Consider the following 19,081-nt stretch of genomic DNA (forward strand, 5'->3'; position numbering starts at 1 on the left):
AACAAATATTATTGCTGATTCATCAGATATTCAAAACATGCCAGCAAATGGATATAAGGCTTTTCCGCGTGGATTAAAATTTTAAAATTATAATGACGCCGCAAAGGCACATTTTCAGTTCATTGTATAACTCATATTTCCATCTTTCTCATCTTTCAATTGTATGCCGAGTGTAAGCAGTTCATTGCGTATCCTGTCGCTGGTGGCATAATCTTTTTTAGCCCTTGCATCTTTGCGCATATTGATTAGTACATGAATAAGGCCATCTAATTTATTATTATCTGAACCAACCTGCACATTTAAACCAAGAATATCTTCAATGTATAATTTCATTTTTTCCTGCAGCAATTGAATGGTTGATGCGCTGATGGCGTCGGCAGCAATATGTTTATCTTTCAAACCATTAATCACCGGCACCAGTTCAAACATATTCGCCAATACTTTAGCAGTGCTGAAATCATCATTCATAAAATCATCCATTTCACCCAGCAGCTTAATGCAGCGTTCATCAATTTCGCCATTAGTAGCGGCATTTCCGCCTGAAGGCGAAAGCTTCTTAAGATTATCATACGCCTCCCATAAACGCTTCAAACCTTTTTCCGATGCCTGCAAGGCTTCATTACTGAAATCGAGCGTGGAACGGTAATGCGTTTGCAGAATAAAAAATCGTATAACCATTGGATGATAGGCCTGTTGCAAAACAGGATTATCGCCGCTGAATAATTGCGTAAGCGTAATAACATTGTTATAGCTCTTACCCATTTTTCTACCGTTAATGGTAATCATGTTATTATGAATCCAGTAGCGGGCAGGAATATGGCCATTGCAAACATTGCTTTGCGCTATCTCACATTCATGGTGCGGAAAAAGTAAATCCATGCCGCCGCCATGAATATCAAACTGGCCCCCCAGGTATTTTGTGCTCATGGCAGAGCATTCAATATGCCAGCCGGGGAAACCTTCGCCCCACGGGCTATGCCAGCGCATGATGTGTTCAGGCGGCGCATTCTTCCATAAAGCAAAATCGTTGGTATTGCGTTTTTCTTCCTGGTTGTCTAACTCACGGGTGGTGGCAATCATATCATCCAGCACACGGCCGCTCAATATGCCGTAAGGCTCGCCTTTTTTGCTGTAATCTTTATTGTATTTCTCCACATCAAAATAAACAGAACCATTTACCACGTAAGCATAGCCATCAGCAATGATTTTTTCAATCATGCCTATCTGTTCAATAATATGGCCGGTTGCAGTAGGCTCAATACTCGGGTCGAGATTATTCAATTGCTTCATGCCCCAATGGTACAGGTTGGTATATTTCTGCACCAGTTCCATCGGTTCCAGCTTTTCCAGTACGGCTTTTTTAGATATCTTATCTTCTGCCGCCCGGCCTTCTTCTTCAAAATGGCCGGCATCGGTAATGTTGCGCACATAACGAACTTTATAACCCAAATGCATAAGCCACCTAAAAACAATATCAAATGTTACGTATGGCCTTGCATGGCCCAAATGGCTTTCACCGCTCACCGTTGGCCCGCACACATATAAACCCACATGGCCCGGTGTTATAGGCGTGAAAACTTCTTTTTCTCTTGTAAGTGAATTATAAACTTTTAGTTCGCTCATTTAATAATAATTTTTTTGGGTGACGAGCTGTTTGCTTTGTGTCATCCCTGCCTGACTGCATCATACAGGCAGGGTCCCTCGCGTCGCAACACTTCGGCTATTGAATGGCATGGCGGCTCCGGCCTGTTGGTGCATGTGGCTGCAAAAATCAAGGCATTTTTTTAATTCAGCAATATAAATTTAAAGAACCACTTATTACAAACGTTTATGCCTTTTTATGACACACTTAAAAACATGCTGCCATAACCGCCGTAAAAACATAACAAAAAAGGTGCGGCAATAATTATAAGCCGCACCTTTTATATGCATACCGGGCTTTTAATACATCCATCTTACAAATGCTTCCATTGCTGCATATTTTGTAAGGCCTAATGCAGAATACAGGTTGGCCGTATTGGCATTGCGGTCTTCAGCGCGCTGCCAGAATTCACGGGTATCAGTTCCCTGGAAAGGCACTGCATCTTTCTGGCTCTGGTGAATAAAAATACCAAAGCGTTTTTTCACAACCTGGTCGGGGCTCATTGGTATGGCCATTTCAATATCGGCAATATCCCATTCCTGCCATGCACCTTTGTACAGCCAAAGCCAGCAATCATTTATCCATTCATCGCCTTCGGCTTTAATTCTTCTTAAACTTTCAAATACTATATCAAGACAAACTTTATGTGTGCCATGCGGGTCGGCCAAATCGCCGGCGGCATAAACCTGGTGCGGTTTTATTTCACGCAGTAGCTGCATGGTAAGCTTTATATCTTCTTCACCCATCGGCTTTTTTTCTATGGTGCCTGTTTCATAAAAAGGCAGGTTTTGAAAATGCCAGTGGCCTTCTGTTAAACCAACATATTTACAGGTGGCTTTTGCTTCGCAACGTCTTATCAATCCTTTTATAGCGCGTATTTCAGGCGTATCAACACCGCCAGATTTTTTAGAGGCAAGATAATGTTGTGCATCTTCCAAAATCTTCGTGCTCTTTTTATTATCCATATCAAAAAGGTCCTGGAAGCCAACAGCGAAATCTAAAAAGCGGGTTACAAATTCATCTGTAACAGCAATGTTGCCGCTGGTTTGATACGCAACATGTACATCATGCCCCTGGTCGTGCAAACGCATGAATGTACCGCCCATGCTTATAATATCATCGTCTGGATGCGGCGAAAAAATGATTACACGTTTTGGGTAAGGGTCACTCCGTTCAGGATGCGTTGGTAAATCCACATTAGGTTTACCGCCGGGCCAGCCGGTAATGCTGTCGCGCAGCAGGTAATAAACCTGCAGGTTTATTTCATAAGCATCCCCTTTTTCCACTAATAAATCGCCCAAACCATTTTCATTGTAATCGAGCGTGGTTAAGCTTAAAACAGGCTTATTTAATTTCAGCGCAAGGTTTACAACAGCGCGTTTTATTATTTTCGGCGTCCATTCAATTTCGCCTGTAAGCCACGGCGATTTAAAACGCGCCAGTTCCGATGCAGCCTGTTCATCCAGAATAAAGGTGCAATTGTTATGCTGCTGTAAAATACTGGCAGGCACCTGCTCTGTTACATTTCCTTCCATTGCTTTTGCAATAATAGGCGCTTTAAAACCCCATGCCATCAGCAAAACCCTTTTGGCTTTCATTATGGTGCTTATGCCCATTGTGAGCGCAAGCCGCGGCACTTTGGATATATTCTGAAATTCCCTTGCATTGGCAACACGTGTGCTGTTATCAAGATTGGTAATATGCGTTTTTGAAAATATGCTCGAGCCCGGTTCATTAAAGCCAATGTGGCCGTTATTGCCTATGCCTAAAACCTGCAGGTCAATACCGCCGGCATCATCAATCATTTGCTCATATTCTATGCAATGTTTTTTAGCTTCTTCTTTTGATAAATCCCCGTTAGGTATATGAATATTTTCCGGCTTGATATCAATGTGATCGAATAAATGCCTGTGCATAAAGCTCCAGTAACTTTGAAAAGCTGTTTTTGTAATAGGAAAATATTCATCAAGATTGAAGGTGATAACATTCTTAAAGCTCAGGCCTTCTTCTTTATGCATGCGTACAAGCTCTTTGTACATGCTGATGGGCGTGGAGCCGGTGGCAAGCCCTAAAACACAAGGCTTGTTCTCTTCTTGTTTTTGCCTGATAAGCTTTGCAATTTCACCGGCTGCATAGTGCGAGCCTTCGGTGGATGTTGGAAAAATTTCAACCGGAATTTTTTCAAAAGAATCTACCATGATTGTATGATTATAGTTTATATTTTATTAAGTGTTTTAAACAGCCCTGATTTATTCCTTATTTATGCCTTTTGTATTATAGCTAACATTCCAAAAATCATAGCGTTTAAACTGCTTTTGAAGACGCTGCTGAAAATCCGGCCAGTTCTTTTTATCCTTACTGCTCCATGCAATTTCACTTAAAGCTTCCATACGTGGGAAAACCATGTATTCAACCTTTTTACCATTATCCATATACTCTGTCCAAACATTTGCCTGAACGCCCTGAATATATTGTTGTTCATCTGTTGTAAGCTTTGGTGTAAAAGGCTCGTAGTTATATACCGTTTCAAGCGGAAGGTAACCGCCGATAACAAGGCTGTCTTCATGCTTTGACTGCGCATAGTCAAAATAGAAATAAGTGGTTGGCGTCATAATCACACTATGATGTTGTTTAGCTGCTTCAATGCCACCGGCTTCGCCGCGCCAGCTCATTACTGTTGCATTAGGCGCAAGACCGCCTTCAAGAATTTCATCCCAGCCAATAATCTGGCGGCCTTTGCTGTTTAAATATTTTTCTATGGTGCTGATGAAATAACTCTGCAAACCATGTTCATCTTTCAATCCTTTTTCTTTAATAAGATTTTGGCAGAACTCAGAACGTTTCCAATAATCTTTAGGGCATTCATCACCGCCTATGTGAATATATTTTGAAGGGAATAAAGCCATCACTTCATCCAGCACATCTTCCAGGAATTTAAACGTATAATCTGTTGGGGCAAACACATCAGGATAAACGCCCCAGCTTTGCTGCACATGTTTACCGGTTGAATCGCCACTCCATTTTACGCGTTTTGCAATGGGTGTGTTTTCGTTGGGAAAGCAGCTTAATTGCGGGTAAGCAGCAATAGCAGCAGATGCATGGCCCGGCATTTCAATTTCGGGAATGACAGTAATATACCTGTCTGCCGCATATTTTACAATATCCTTTACCTGGTCTTGTGTATAAAAACCGCCATATCTTGTATTATCATTACCGGTACCGGGATGATGGCCAATGATGGTCCCATTTCTATATGCTCCAACTTCGGTAAGTTTCGGATATTTTTTTATTTCGATGCGCCAGCCCTGGTCTTCCGTTAAATGCCAGTGAAATGTATTAAGCTTATGCAAAGCAAGAAAATCTATGAACTGCTTTACAAAATCTACAGAGAAAAAATGCCTGCCGCAATCCAGCATCATACCGCGGTAAGCAAAACGCGGCGCATCTTGAATGCTGCATTGCTGAACAGTAAGGTTATTTGATTTTTCAGGAGGCAATAACTGTATTAATGTTTGGATGCCGTAAAAAATTCCCTCTTCATTACCGCTGCTAATAGCAATGGCATTGCCGCTTATATCTATACTATATCCGCCCGGGATGGCACTTTTTTTACCAGGAGCAAGTATTAGTTCAATCGCATTCGTTGTTTTCTTTTTTGAAACATTTAATTTAAACCCATAAAATTTCTGCAGATAATCATTTAAAAAAGCAACACTTTTATTTTCTGTTGCCGATGTTACAACAATGCTTGTTTTAGGCGTAATTGAAAATGTACCCTGTTTTGCTTCGGCTTTTACAGGCGCCGGAATAATGTTTAATGTTTGTGATTGGGCAAGAGAGGCAATCATTAAAAAAGAGAAAACTAAGCTCAGGAATTTACTCATTATGTTAGTCAATTTAATAGTAAAAAAAAGCTGGTAACTAAAGCAACGTAAAGAAAAGAAATGTTTGCAAATGAGCGTAAAGCAATCGTATGCATAATATTAAAAATAAAAAAATCCCCCGGCAATGCGGGGGCTTCTTTTATTCAACTTTTGTAATCTTTAAAACATTCGTCGGCAGATGCAGGTTAACCGGTGTGCTGCCGGTATTAATGACCACATCATCTGTTTTTATAAAGCCTCTTTCTCTTAAAATATTTATCTGGTCGAAAATAATATCGTCAAGGCTTATTTCTTCATCATAATAAAAAGCGCGTACGCCCCAGCTTAAGCTCAACTGGTTAACGAGGCTTTTTACTTTGGTAAAAATATATAGAGGGCTTTTAGGCCGGTAGCTGCTTAATGTAAATGCCGTGTAGCCGCTTTGTGTCATACCAATCAAAGCATCGGCATTAGCGTCTTTCGCTATTTTACAGGCATTGTAGCAAATAGCATCGCTTAAAAAAGTGGGCGAATGCGATAATGGTTTCAAATCTTCTTCCCTGTTATAACGGTATTCCGTTTTTTCAACTTCAAGAATAATGCGGCGCATAGTTTCCACTACGAGTGCAGGGTGTTTTCCGGTTGCGGTTTCAGCGCTAAGCATTACGGCGTCTGCGCCTTCAAGCACCGCATTGGCCACATCGGTAATCTCGCTCCTGTTTGGCTTAATCCGGTCAATCATGCTTTCCATCATCTGTGTGGCCACAATTACAGGCTTGCCACGATGAATGCATTTACGGATAATATCCCGCTGCGCCATCGGTACTTTTTCAACCGGCAGCTCAACGCCAAGATCACCACGTGCCACCATTACAGCATCGGATTCAAGAATAATATTACGCAGGTCTTTTAAAGCCGAAGGCATTTCGATTTTTGCAATTACCTTGCTGCTCGAGTTTTTCTCTGCAATCCTCTTCTTCAAATCAATAATATCTTCTGCCTTGCGCACAAAAGAAAGTGCAATCCAGTCAACATTATGTTGTAATATAAATTCAAGGTCGGAAATGTCTTTTTCCGTTAAAGCCGGCAACGAAATATCAGTATCGGGAAGGTTTACGCCTTTCTTGGGCATTAGAATACCGCCATAGCTAACGGCAACTTTTACATCACCCTCAGGTGTAATTTCAATTACAACCACTTCCAGTTTACCGTCATCAATTAAAATTTTGTCGCCCACCTTTACATCTTCATGGAGATTAGGATAGGATACATAAATTTTTTCTTTAGTGCCAATTACTTTCTCTTTGGAAGTAAAGGTTAAAATATCTCCGTTATTAATTTCAAGTAAACCATTTTGAATTTCACCCACCCTTAATTTAGGTCCCTGTAAATCGGCGAGGGATGATATATTAAAAGGTTCTTCTTCATTCATTCTTTCAATAAGGCCGAGAATTCTTGCCTTATCTTCCTGCGTGCCATGCGAAAAATTTAAACGGAAAACGTTAACGCCCGCTTTTGCAAGCTCAAGCATTTTCTCGTATGTATCGCAGGCAGGGCCTATTGTTGCCACTATTTTAGTGCGGTGAAAAGTATGCTCTATACCTGCCTGGCGATCCATTTCTTTATGCAGGTATTTTGTTATGTTATCTGACATATAAAAATTTCAGTGGTTTATGTTCATATAGCAAAATCAGCTTGCCAGTATCTTTACAATATCAAGCCAGTCCTCGCCCATTTTCTGCTTTTCGCGAATAGCAATCTCAAGTGGAGTGTAATGCATATTATTATTCAAAATACCAACCATAACATTGTACCTGCCTTCCAGCAGGCTCTCTACAGCGTGGTAACCCATGCGGCTCGCAATCAGCCTGTCAATACATGAAGGAGGGCCGCCTCTTTGAATATGCCCTAATATTGTTACCCTTATTTCAAGGCCCTTTAATCTTTCTTCCAAAAGACGCGCTACTTCGTTTGCACCTTTTATTTTAGGATTGGAAGGATCGGGCATATAACCTTCAGCAACAATAACGAGGTTAACAAGCTTTTTTCTTTTTTCCTGTTCAGACAGGGATGAAATTATTTCTTCAATTGTAGTATTTACTTCCGGCATTAATATGTGCTCAGCGCCGGTAGCAATGCCGCTATGCAAAGCAATATAACCTGCATGACGGCCCATTACCTCCACAATAAAAAGCCGGTCGTGAGAGTCTGCCGTATCACGTATTTTATCAATAGACTGAACGGCAGTATTGGCTGCCGTATCAAAACCTAATGTAAAGTCAGTGCCATATAAATCTTTATCAATGGTACCGGGTATCCCGATACAGGGAATGCCAAATTCTTTGCTTAGTTTATAAGCGCCCGTAAAGCTGCCGTCGCCGCCTATTACCACTAAACCGTTAATACCTCTTTTTTGTAAATTAGCAAAGGCCTTTTTACGGCCTTCTTCATTATAAAACTCTTTGCAACGAGCTGTTTTCAAAATTGTACCGCCACGTTGTATAATATTGGCGACCGAGCGTGAAGACATTTGAAACATATCATCTTCTATAATACCGCTATATCCGCGCATGATGCCAAAAACTTCAAGCCCGTAATAAATTCCTGTTCGTACAACAGCCCTGATGGCTGCATTCATACCCGGAGAATCCCCACCTGATGTTAAAACGCCTATTTTGTTAACTTTCGTTGACATTAATGCAATCAGTTTGTTCTAATTAAAAATTTTTCGTAGTCTAATTCTCTTGCTCAAAGCGCCAAAAGTAAGCGTTTTTTACAGATGTTTATTTTCCGCTTCACTTAAAATGGGATAAATTGTCAATTGCATATTTTGATTACTGTTTTCAGCAAATGTTTTAGCAATAATTTATAAAATTTATAATTATTCAATCTTGTGCTGCATATCAAATATGCTTCAAATAAAATGCATTGCCATTATCTTCGCTGATGATGATAGATTTAAGAAGCGATACCGTAACCAAACCAACACCAGGAATGCTCAATGCAATGATGCATGCAAAAGTTGGCGACGATGTTTTTAGAGAAGATCCAACCGTAAATGAACTTGAATTAAAAATAGCCACGTTGTTTGGAATGGAAGCTGCAGTTTTTTGTCTCAGCGGCACCATGACCAATCAAATTGCCATTAAATGCCACACGCAGCCCGGCGATGAAATTATTTGCGACAGGCTTTCACATATTTATCAATACGAAGGCGGCGGCATTGCATTTAATTCTGGCTGCTCTGTTAATTTAATTGATGGCAATTACGGCAGGATAACAGCAGACCAGGTGGAAGCCTGCATTAACAACAGGAACGATTTGCATAAAGCTTATTCAAAACTTGTCTCGCTTGAAAATACCGCTAACCGTGGCGGTGGAAGCTGCTATAATTTCGAAGACATTAAATCCATAAAAAAAATATGCGATGCCAATAATTTGCTGTTACACTTAGATGGCGCCCGTTTGTTTAATGCAATTGTTGCAACAGGAAATTCGCCGAAAGATTATGGAGAAATTTTCGACAGTATTTCCATCTGTATAAGCAAAGGCTTAGGCGCTCCGGTTGGAAGCCTGCTCATTGGCACAAAAGATTTTATTGCAAAAGCAAGAAGAATAAGGAAAGTATTTGGCGGCGGCATGCGGCAGGCCGGCTATCTGGCTGCAGCATGTATTTATGCATTGGATAATAATATTGAAAGGTTAAAAGATGATCATGAGCATGCACAAAAATTAGCAGCAGCTTTGCAGCAAAAAGATTTTGTTGGCAAAATATTTCCCGTAGAAACCAACATCGTAATTTTTGAAGTGAAGGGCAGGTTTACTGCAGAAACGTTATCGGCGCATTTTAAAAAAAATAATATACTTGTTATTGCAATTTCAAAAATGCATGTAAGAATGGTTACACACTTGGATATAAATTCAGCAATGATTGATGAAACGGTTGAAGTAATCAACCATTTGTAATTAAATGATAAATTAAACTAACACGAAATGTTACCGAAAATAAATCCGGCCAATACACAGGCATGGCTGTTACTCACCAAGCATCAGAGTGAAGAAATGCGTCACATAACCATGAAACGCCTTTTTGCTGAAGATGAAGACCGCTTTAATAAATTCTCAATAAAATTTGGAGATATTTTATTCGACTATTCTAAAAATATAATCGTACAAAAAACCTTACAATTATTGCTGCAGCTTGCAGATGATTGTAAAGTAAAGGAAGCCATTACAGAGATGTTTAATGGCGATAAGATAAATGAAACCGAGAACCGCTCTGTGCTGCATACAGCATTAAGGAATTTTAGCGGCGAACCTGTTTTAAGTGATGGCAAAGATGTAATGCCCGATGTGCAGCGTGTGCAGCAACAGATGAAAGCATTTTGTGAAAAGATACACAGCGGGGAATGGAAAGGTTATTCTGGCAAGAAGATAAAATACATAGTAAACATTGGGATTGGCGGCAGCGACCTTGGCCCTGTAATGGTTACGGAAGCATTAAAGCCTTATTGGGTTGAAGGTATTCAACCCTATTTTGTAAGTAATATTGATGGCACGCATATAGCTGAAACACTTAAAAAAATTACGCCGGATGAAACGCTGTTTTTAATTGCCTCAAAAACATTCACCACGCAGGAAACCATGACGAATGCGCACACGGCGCGTGAATGGTTTTTACAATCGGCGAAAGATGAACAGCATGTAGCAAAACATTTTGCAGCCTTAAGCACCAATGAAAAAGAGGTAAAAAAATTTGGCATTGATACAGTCAATATGTTTGAGTTCTGGGATTGGGTAGGCGGAAGATACTCTTTATGGAGCGCTATCGGTTTATCAATTGCATTAACCATTGGCTATAATAATTTTGAAGAACTTTTAAAAGGCGGTTATGAAACTGATGTGCATTTTAAAACAACTGCCTTCGATAAAAATATACCAATATTGATGGCGTTAATTGGTATATGGTACACCAATTTTTTCAAAGCCCAAACAGAAGCCATTCTGCCTTACGATCAATATATGCATCGCTTTGCCGCTTACTTTCAGCAAGGCAATATGGAAAGCAACGGCAAATATGTAAACCGCAATGGCAGCGAAACCAATTATGCTACGGGCCCTGTAATTTGGGGCGAGCCGGGCACTAACGGCCAACATGCTTTTTACCAGCTTATACACCAGGGAACGCTGTTAATACCATGCGATTTTATTGCGCCCGCTGTTTCACACAATCCGATTGGCGATCACCATTTAAAACTGTTAAGTAATTTCTTTGCGCAAACAGAAGCTTTAATGAAGGGGAAAGACGAAGCGGAAGTGCGGGAAGAATTAAAGAAAGAAAACAAATCGCCGGAAGAAATAAAAAGGCTTGTTCCATTTAAAGTATTTAAGGGCAATAAACCCACGAATTCATTTTTAATAAAAGAAATTACGCCTAAAACTTTGGGCAACCTTATTGCTTTATATGAGCATAAGATTTTTGTTCAGGGTATTATCTGGAATATTTTCAGCTTCGATCAGTGGGGTGTTGAATTAGGCAAGCAGCTTGCCTCAAAAGTGTTGCCAGAGCTGGAAAACAATAATAAGATCACTTCGCATGATTCATCTACCAATGGCTTAATCAATGCCTGGAAGGCGATGAAATGAGAATGGGTGATGAGTAATAAACGCTTACTCTCAAAAAAGACTTGTTTACAATCTCTCACCTCAATGGGAGGCCAAGATTAAAATTCTGTCTAAATGACGTTAAGCATGTTGTTGTTTTAAGAGGTGTAAATAAAAAAGCAACAAAGCTGTCGGCATACCCGGCCTGATGGAGTAGCTGTGCCTGCAATCCTGGAGCTGATTCCTGCCGCAGCGGATTTTTATACAGCAAAAGCAAAAGAAGGCAGGTTTGTTTATAAGAATCCACCGTTCGGATATAAGAAATAAGGTGAAAGCAAAGAACGGCACTTAGTCGTGGAGGAAGCAGAAGCAAAAATTGTCAGGTTTATTTATGATGCATATTTACGAAGCACGCCTCTTTACAAAATCAAAGAGATGGCTTGTGGGCTTGGATTCAATAGAAAAGGAAATATGGCGATCGAGAGAGTGCTTTCAAATCCTGTTTATACAGCCTTATTAAAAGTAGATGCCTATAAGAATTATCCCGGTGGGTTGTTCCCGGCTAATCATGAGCCAATAGTTGATATAACTACATGACAAATGGTACAAAGTAAAATGAAGAAGCCGGCAAAAACAAAAACGATCATTGATGATGAAATTCCTTTAAGGGGTGTATTAAAATGCCACTGCGGTAATCCGCTTTCCGGCGCGTCTTCCCGTGGAAAATCAGGCAAGTATTTTTATTATTATAAATGCAGGCATTCAAAGCACAATAATATCAGCGCGATTAAAGCTCATAACCAATTCCTGGAGCTTGTGAATTAATGAGCCTGCCGGAAACCAAAGTACTTGAAATCAGAAATGGCTGTAGGCTATCTATCGAAATTGAAATGGAAAAACAACCGGCAAAAGGTTAACGAAAAAAGGAGACAGTTAGATGATGTTCAGGAAAAGCTTTATTCTGTGGAAGAAAAATGGATCAAGAATGAGATATCCAGAGATACTTATGACAGGTGGTATTCTACCTATAACCATACTATCCTGAGTCTAAAAGGTTCAATAGAACGGCTTGGTGAGAATACTGCAAAGGCATTTGAAATATTGGAGAAAAATCTTACCCTGCTATCAGACATGAGATATGTATATACACGGTCAGATACCTTGCAGAAGCGAGAATTTATAAACATGGTGTTCGACAACAATTTATATTATCAGGATAGCATCTATCGAACACCTACAATGCTTAGGCTGTTTACCCATAATGCATTGCAAATGAAGGAGGAAGGTTATTTAATATACGAAAAAAAAGAGGGGCTTCTTAAAGAAGTCCCTCTCAGCGGAGAGAGCGGGATTCGAACCCGCGATACCCTTTCGAGTATACACACTTTCCAGGCGTGCTCCTTCAACCACTCGGACACCTCTCCTATTTCGGGCGGCAAAAATAATGGCTTTTTACTTGCCGAAAATATTTTCTGCATTTGATGTAGTAACGGCAGCCACTTCTTCCAGTGTAACCTGCTTAACTTCCGCCAGTTTTTGAGCGATAATCTTTATATAACTGCTTTCATTACGCTTGCCGCGATAAGGCACCGGCGTTAAATAAGGCGCATCGGTTTCAAGTACAATGTGCTCAAGATTTATTTTTGATAAAGTTTGATCCAGGCCTGACTTTTTATAAGTAAGCACACCTCCAATGCCTAATAAAAAACCCATTTCAATTATTTGGGCTGCTTCTTCATAAGAGCCTCCAAAACAATGAAAAATGCCCCTCAAACCTTTATTTGAATATGGCTTTACAAAATCAATTGTTTCCTTCATTGCATTCCGTGTATGAATTACTATAGGCAGTTTTTCTTCGAGCGCCCATTGCATCTGAATTTCAAAGGCCTGGTATTGTTCACGCATAAATTCTGTGCTCCAGTGAAAATCGAGGCCAATTTCACCAACGGCAGGGAAAGAAATTTTTGTAGAAAAATCTCTTATTTGGCTTAATTCTTGCTTGAAATCGTTGTTGACTGAACAGGGATGTAATCCGGCCATTGAAAAGCATTTTTCTGAGTATGCCTGTTCCAGTGTTAACATATCATTTATTACGGAGCTATCAATACAAGGTAAATAAAACTTGTTAACACCTTGGGATTCAGCCCGTAATATAACGTCAGACAAGTCGTCTTTAAAGTCAGGCAAGTATAGATGGCAATGTGTATCTATAAGTTGCATAAAATTTTTTTGAAATTATTGTAGCTATTTTTTAGCTATGAATATATAATTCTTTATTTTTGATTTAGTTTTCATAGGGTACGGATTAAAAACGGGCTAAGGTGTCTACCTTGGCCTTCATTTTTTTATAGAATTGCCCTGAATTCATACCCTTGTTCCTTAAAATATTCCAATGTTTTTGGAAGCGCATAACTCATTCTTTCCCAAGCTTTTGTGCTATCATGAAACACTATAACAGAACCTGCTTTGCTGTGCATTAATACATTTTCAGTGCATTTTTCGGGAGACAATTTCTCATCAAAATCGCCGCTTAATACATGCCACATTATAATTTTATAATGAAACTTGTTTATTAGCATTTTAGCAACGAAAGGAGAAACTTTACCATACGGCGGTCTGAAAAGATGGCTATCTACGTATTTTGCTGTTTCAGTAATGTCGCTTATATATTGCTCATTTTTTGTTTTCCAGCCGTTCAGATGATTAAAAGTATGATTGCCTGCTGAATGCCCTTCATCCAAAATGCGCTTATAAATTCCAGGATGCGCCTGTACATTTTTACCTATGCAAAAAAATGTGGCTTTAGCATCATATTGCTTTAACTGATCCAGCACAAACGGCGTTGCTGTTTCATGCGGGCCATCGTCAAACGTAAGAAACAATTCTTTATCTTTTACCGGCATCTTCCATACCATAGAAGGATTTAATTTCATAAGCCATGATGGTATGACCGGTGTATAAAACATAGGCCAAAATTACGTGAATGCTTTATATTGAAGCTGTACATTGCTGCCATGAAAATATGCGGCACAAGTGATGCGACGCAACCGTGATGCCATAAAATACAAAGCTCGTAACTCCAAAAAATCATTTCTTGTTTACAAGAACAATTACTTCATCAGGTTCATCCATTGCCGGGTTTGCCGTAATAGTGAGCGTGCCATTGGATAACTGTGTTTGCACAATAGCATTATTTTTCAGTAAATAGGCCCTGGCAATTTTTTTAAAGGGAAAATTTTCCAGCTTTATGGAGGTAGCTTTTTTATCGAGTACATGCACAAACATAGTATCGTTTTTTTGTGTAATGCAGCCCCATGTTTGCGGGCGCATATAACCGCCTTTTGTTCCATAAATGCTTTCACCATAAGTTTTAAGCCAGTTGCCCATATAAGCCATTCTTTCAAGAAATTCCGGCTGAATTTTACCGTTAGGCATAGGCCCGATATTGAGCAGCAGATTAGCGCCATAACCGCTTGCCCTCACCAGCAAATCTATTAGCTGTTTTGGTGTTTTATAGCTTGTATCAGTAAGATTAAAACCCCATGAATTATTCATGGTTACGCAAGATTCAAGCGGCAGGTCAGAAGGTTTTTGATAATTTAAACCGCCTTTGTTTTCACCTGGCAAATCCTGTTCAAACATTTGAAAATCTTCGCCGGGCAAAGGAGAAAGATGATGATTGTTCCCAATTAAACATTGCGGCTGCAGTTTATGAATAAGCGCATAAATCTCATCTAAATGCCAGTCAATTCTCGGCGTTCTGTCGGCTGCTCCTTCAGGTTCGGTCTGGTCCCAGTAGCCATCAAACCATATCCCTGCAACTTCACCGTAATTAGTAAGCAGCTCGGTTAACTGCTGCTCCATGAATTTTATATAATTATTCCAATCGCCATGTACAGTCCTGCCGGTGCCTTGGCCGGTCCTTCCCGTCCAGTAACTGTAATCATTCCGGCGCCAGTCGAGCAGGGAATAATAAAAGAATATTTTCAGGCCTTGCTTATGACATTCGTCTGCAATCATCTTTACAATGTCTTTCTTATAAGGCGAATTCATGATGTTGAAATCAGACGCTTTTGTATCCCACATACTAAAACCATCGTGATGCCGGGTAATAAGCGTTATATATTTCATACCGGCATTTTTTGCAGCATCCACCCAGGCTGCAGCATCAAAATCAATGGGATTGAAAAAATCCATCAGCCTTGTATAATTCTTTACAGTGATGTTGCGGTTATTCATCACCCATTCACCGGATCCCGGAATACTGAATGGCCCCCAATGAATAAATAAGCCAAAACGGGCGTCTTCAAACCACTGCCTGGCCGCAAGGTTTTGCGGCGCAGGCGTGTATTGAGCTTGTATTGTTTTAAAAACTGTAAAACATAAAAGAATAGCTGCTAATTTCTTCATGGATTATATTTTAAACGTTTGAAGCTTATCTGATGCTTTTAATAAAATCGGAAGGTTTTTTTTAGTCCTGCAATCTTGACTGCTTTATCAAATTGTAATTGAATACACAATAAGGCATGACCGTATAAACTTATAATTATATTTTCAAACTTATAATCACAAACGATTGCACTTATAAAAATGGCATAATTTTTAAACACATCATACTAAATTTTAAATTATGCGTGACTGGTTACGAACTTTAATTGCAGGCTATGGCGCTTATAAATGGGGCGGCGGCTGCCTGGGTACAGTTGTTGTTTTTTTGCTGATTTACTGGGCGCTTGGGCATTGTTGATTTTATGCAGCAATTATTATTTAATTTATACGGGAGAGTTGTTCTTTAACCTGCTCATCCCGTTTTATTTTTTGCCAATATTTTTTTGAAACGAATAACATTCCAAAGCTCTCACCATTTTCTTTATTTAAATGGCGATGGTGCATTTTATGCGCCCATCTTATTGCTTTTATATAACGGTTATTAGTTTTTTCAAAAAGCTTGAACCGCCGGTGTATAATAATTTCATGTACAATAAAATAAGCAATGCCATACAATGTTATGCCGCAGCCAATGCTTACAACCCACCATGTTTCGCTGCTCCATCCAAACTGAATACATAACCAGCCCGGAATAGCAAAAATTAAAAAGAAGAGATCATTTTTTTCAAAAAAACCTTCGTGAGGTAAATGATGATCTTTATGCAGGTTCCACAAAAAACCATGCATAATATATTTATGGGCAAACCAGGCAACGCCTTCCATAAAAATAAAAGCTGCTGCGCCAATTAATATGTAGATAAGGAGGCTCATAAAAATGTCCGAAGTACTAAAAAAAACAACAACTGTATTATAAACAAATGTACAGCGAATATATTACGGCTTCCGGCATTCAACTTCCTGAAAAGAGCAAGCAGTAATGCGCTTATAATTATCCAGCTTATATAATTGAAAAGCGGGATATGGTTATTTTGCCATTGCCAATAACCAAGTTTTACAGCAACGGGTTCCATAACCCAATCAAACATCACAGTGAGAAAAACAGCATCAATTATAAAAGAAGCTGCCTGTAATTGTTTGCTCACTAAAAAGCCGCCTTTGCTTAACCTTTGCAGCATATAGTTTTCATAAGCTTGTGTAAACATGCCGGCACAATAAATTATAATAAACCAATTGATACCAATTATAAGCGGTACGTTAAATAATTGCAGGCCCAACGTTTCACCATACATATATTTTCCAAAAACTGCCGCCGTGCTTACGCCAGCAGCCTCTATTAAAAAACCAGCAGTACAGGTGATTAAGAAAAACAGAAAAAATTGTTTGCTTTTTTTGCGATGTGTTGCAATAAGTAAAGCAGCCATTAATAAAAGATGGATGGGTGTGATACTTATAAACCACTCTTTATAAGGCGTAAGCAAAATACCAATTAACCCGCATATATGAAATAACAAGGCGATGAATAATGCAGCTTTATTAAGATTTGATTTTGATATCATGCAGTTTAATTTATCGGCTGCTGTTTTTAATAATTAAGTTAGAAGTTATGGCAGCGCTCTTCAAACAAAGTGGAATACCACCGCCCGGATGAACGCTTCCTCCTGTAAAATAAAGGCCGCGAATGCTTTTAGAAAAATTAGGATGCCTGTTAAGAGCTGCCATCCTGCTATTTGAAGCCGAACCATAAATAGCACCGCCAAAACTTGCGGTTTCTTTTTCAATTTTTTGCGGATGCAATACACCTTCTGTTTCAATCAATGGTTCAATATCTGTTTGCAGCATGTGGTTAAGTTTAACAATAATACTTTTTTTATATGATTGAATGGCAGCGTCATTAATATCTGCACCGCTTGCTGTATTTATCATTACAAACCAGTTTTCTTTACCAGCAGGTGCATGAATGCCTGGTTCACATTTAGCTGTAATGTTTACATAGATCGTTGGATCGTTATAAACTGTTTTTGATTTAAAGATGCTATTAAATTCTCCTTCATAATCCTTGCTGAAAAAAATATTGTTCAGCTCAAGTTGCAGAAATTTTTTTATAATACCCCAATAAAAAACAATAGCGCTGCTGCTTCTCTCCTGCTTTAAAATTGCATTCGCTTTATGTGTATCATTCAATAATTGTTTATATGTAAAATAAATATCAGTGTTGCTTACAATAATATCTGCATACAATGCCTGCCCATTCACAAATAAGCCGGTTGCTTTATTATTTTCTGTTATGATTTTTTCAACCGGCGAATTAAAATGAAACTCCACATTCATTTTGCAGGCAAGCTTATACAAAGCATCCCTTACAGCTATCATCCCTCCCTTTGGATAAAAAACGCCTTCATTAAATTCTATATGTGGAATAAGCTGCAGCATTGCCGGAGCTTTGTATGGGCTGCTGCCATTATAGGTCGCAAAGCGATTAAATAATTGCACAATATGCGGGTCACTGAACTTTCTTTTATTGGCATCGTTGAACGTTGAAAATATATATGAGGGTTTCGCTTGAAGCGAAGCCTTTAACACATTTGAATTAAGCCACGTTGATTTTTGATGTAATGAATTGTTCAGAAATATTTCACCGATATTTTTATATATCTTTTCTGATTCATCGAGATAATCAGTTATATGGCGTGCCGGTTCGCCGGTTTTTATCTCAACTTCATTGGCAAACTTATTTTTATCAGTATATGCATTTATTACAACGCCATCTTCATAAAAATATTTACAGCTAATTTCCAAAGGTGCGTAATGAAAATATTCATGCATGTCTTCATTACAAAGCTTAAATAGTTCTTCTATATTTCCAGGCTGAACAAATAGGCTCGGGCCGGCATCAAAACAATAGCCATCCTGGTCAATCAAATATATTTTTCCGCCTGCATAATTATTCTTTTCAAATATGCTTACTTCATAACCGTGCACTGCAAGCCTTATGGCACAGGCCATACCTGCAATACCTGAACCTATTATAAAAACTTTTTTTTGCACACAATAATCAGGCAACTGCCGAGGCAGTATTTTTCCAATTTTTTATACGCGGAAAGGCAAGTGAAAACCATGCAGTGAATTTATGCGGATGTGTTTGCAGGTCAGACTCAATCTCTTCCATCGAGCGAAAGCAAACATTCTCTGCTTCATTTTTATTTATATTCATTTCGCCGCTATAAATACCGGCAAATACATGATCGAATTCATGTTCCGTTAAGCCATTATCAAATGAAGCTTTATAAGTGAAATCAAAGATTTTATCGAGTGGCGTTTCAAAACCTAATTCTTCTTTTAACCTCCTTGCGGCTGCATCTTCAATATTTTCATTAGGCCTTGGGTGGCTGCAGCAGGCATTCGTCCATAAGCCGCCGCTATGATATTTACCGGCTGCCCGCTGCTGCAGCAACATTTCATTTTTATTATTAAATATAAATATGCTGAAAGCCCTGTGCAGCCTGCCTTTCAAGTGGGCTTCCATCTTTTCCATCACGCCAATTTCTTTGTCCTGATCATCTACCAAAATAACTTCTTCCATCTT

Annotated in this window: 16 protein-coding genes and 1 tRNA gene; 4 read left to right on the plus strand and 13 right to left on the minus strand. The window is 39.2% G+C overall.

Annotated features, from left to right (window positions below; translation table 11 throughout):
• Nucleotides 1-114 precede the first annotated feature (114 nt).
• The 5 genes from cysS to pfkA all read right to left on the minus strand — a co-directional run bounded on the left by cysS (nt 115) and on the right by pfkA (nt 8,200).
• Nucleotides 115-1,623, minus strand: a complete 1,509-nt coding sequence (gene cysS, locus BM015_RS06635; protein ID WP_090656400.1) for a cysteine--tRNA ligase — start codon at nt 1,621-1,623, stop codon at nt 115-117.
• A 318-nt stretch (nt 1,624-1,941) separates the two neighbouring features.
• Nucleotides 1,942-3,840: a glucosamine-6-phosphate deaminase gene (gene nagB / locus BM015_RS06640; protein ID WP_090656403.1), complete on the minus strand. Its 1,899-nt coding sequence runs from the start codon at nt 3,838-3,840 to the stop codon at nt 1,942-1,944.
• A gap of 51 nt (nt 3,841-3,891) precedes the next feature.
• Complete coding sequence (locus BM015_RS06645; RefSeq protein ID WP_090656407.1) at nt 3,892-5,526, minus strand: beta-N-acetylhexosaminidase; 1,635 nt, start codon at nt 5,524-5,526, stop codon at nt 3,892-3,894.
• Between the two features lie 139 nt (nt 5,527-5,665).
• Entirely contained in the window at nt 5,666-7,159 is a 1,494-nt protein-coding gene (pyk, locus tag BM015_RS06650) for a pyruvate kinase (RefSeq protein WP_090656410.1), read from the minus strand.
• A gap of 36 nt (nt 7,160-7,195) precedes the next feature.
• Entirely contained in the window at nt 7,196-8,200 is a 1,005-nt protein-coding gene (pfkA, locus tag BM015_RS06655; protein ID WP_090656413.1) for a 6-phosphofructokinase, read from the minus strand.
• A gap of 251 nt (nt 8,201-8,451) precedes the next feature.
• Here pfkA and BM015_RS06660 point away from each other — a divergent pair, with 251 nt between their 5' ends.
• From BM015_RS06660 to BM015_RS06675, 4 genes are all read left to right on the plus strand, one after another.
• Entirely contained in the window at nt 8,452-9,471 is a 1,020-nt protein-coding gene (locus BM015_RS06660; protein WP_245751269.1) for a threonine aldolase family protein, read from the plus strand.
• A gap of 27 nt (nt 9,472-9,498) precedes the next feature.
• A complete protein-coding gene (pgi, locus tag BM015_RS06665) occupies nt 9,499-11,151 on the plus strand; it encodes a glucose-6-phosphate isomerase (RefSeq protein WP_090656419.1) in 1,653 nt (550 codons plus the stop codon).
• A gap of 312 nt (nt 11,152-11,463) precedes the next feature.
• Entirely contained in the window at nt 11,464-11,706 is a 243-nt protein-coding gene (locus BM015_RS22060; protein ID WP_090656421.1) for a recombinase family protein, read from the plus strand.
• A gap of 3 nt (nt 11,707-11,709) precedes the next feature.
• Entirely contained in the window at nt 11,710-11,934 is a 225-nt protein-coding gene (locus BM015_RS06675) for a recombinase zinc ribbon domain-containing protein (protein ID WP_090656424.1), read from the plus strand.
• Between the two features lie 512 nt (nt 11,935-12,446).
• Here the strand turns inward: BM015_RS06675 and BM015_RS06680 are convergent.
• From BM015_RS06680 to idi, 8 genes are all read right to left on the minus strand, one after another.
• Nucleotides 12,447-12,533 (minus strand) — tRNA-Ser (locus BM015_RS06680).
• 28 nt (nt 12,534-12,561) lie between these two features.
• Nucleotides 12,562-13,329 carry a TatD family hydrolase gene (locus BM015_RS06685; protein ID WP_090656427.1) on the minus strand — a complete coding sequence of 256 codons (768 nt, stop codon included), beginning with the start codon at nt 13,327-13,329 and terminating at the stop codon, nt 12,562-12,564.
• A 125-nt stretch (nt 13,330-13,454) separates the two neighbouring features.
• Entirely contained in the window at nt 13,455-14,042 is a 588-nt protein-coding gene (locus tag BM015_RS06690) for a polysaccharide deacetylase family protein (RefSeq protein WP_245751270.1), read from the minus strand.
• 154 nt (nt 14,043-14,196) lie between these two features.
• A complete protein-coding gene (locus BM015_RS06695) occupies nt 14,197-15,519 on the minus strand; it encodes an alpha-L-fucosidase (RefSeq protein ID WP_090656433.1) in 1,323 nt (440 codons plus the stop codon).
• Nucleotides 15,520-15,876: 357 nt separating this feature from the next.
• Nucleotides 15,877-16,368, minus strand: a complete 492-nt coding sequence (locus BM015_RS06700; RefSeq protein ID WP_090656436.1) for a sterol desaturase family protein — start codon at nt 16,366-16,368, stop codon at nt 15,877-15,879.
• Nucleotides 16,365-17,054 carry a carotenoid biosynthesis protein gene (locus BM015_RS06705; RefSeq protein WP_090656439.1) on the minus strand — a complete coding sequence of 230 codons (690 nt, stop codon included), beginning with the start codon at nt 17,052-17,054 and terminating at the stop codon, nt 16,365-16,367. Before BM015_RS06705 ends, BM015_RS06700 begins: the two co-directional genes overlap by 4 nt.
• 10 nt (nt 17,055-17,064) lie before the next feature.
• Nucleotides 17,065-18,558 (minus strand): 1-hydroxycarotenoid 3,4-desaturase CrtD, encoded by a 1,494-nt coding sequence (gene crtD / locus BM015_RS06710; protein ID WP_245751272.1) that lies wholly within the window; start codon nt 18,556-18,558, stop codon nt 17,065-17,067.
• Entirely contained in the window at nt 18,551-19,078 is a 528-nt protein-coding gene (idi, locus tag BM015_RS06715; RefSeq protein ID WP_090656443.1) for an isopentenyl-diphosphate Delta-isomerase, read from the minus strand. The genes crtD and idi overlap by 8 nt, the downstream gene beginning before the upstream one ends.
• Nucleotides 19,079-19,081 lie beyond the last annotated feature (3 nt).

It is taken from the genome of Parafilimonas terrae (assembly GCF_900115755.1).
Classification (GTDB): Bacteria; Bacteroidota; Bacteroidia; order Chitinophagales; family Chitinophagaceae; genus Parafilimonas; species Parafilimonas terrae.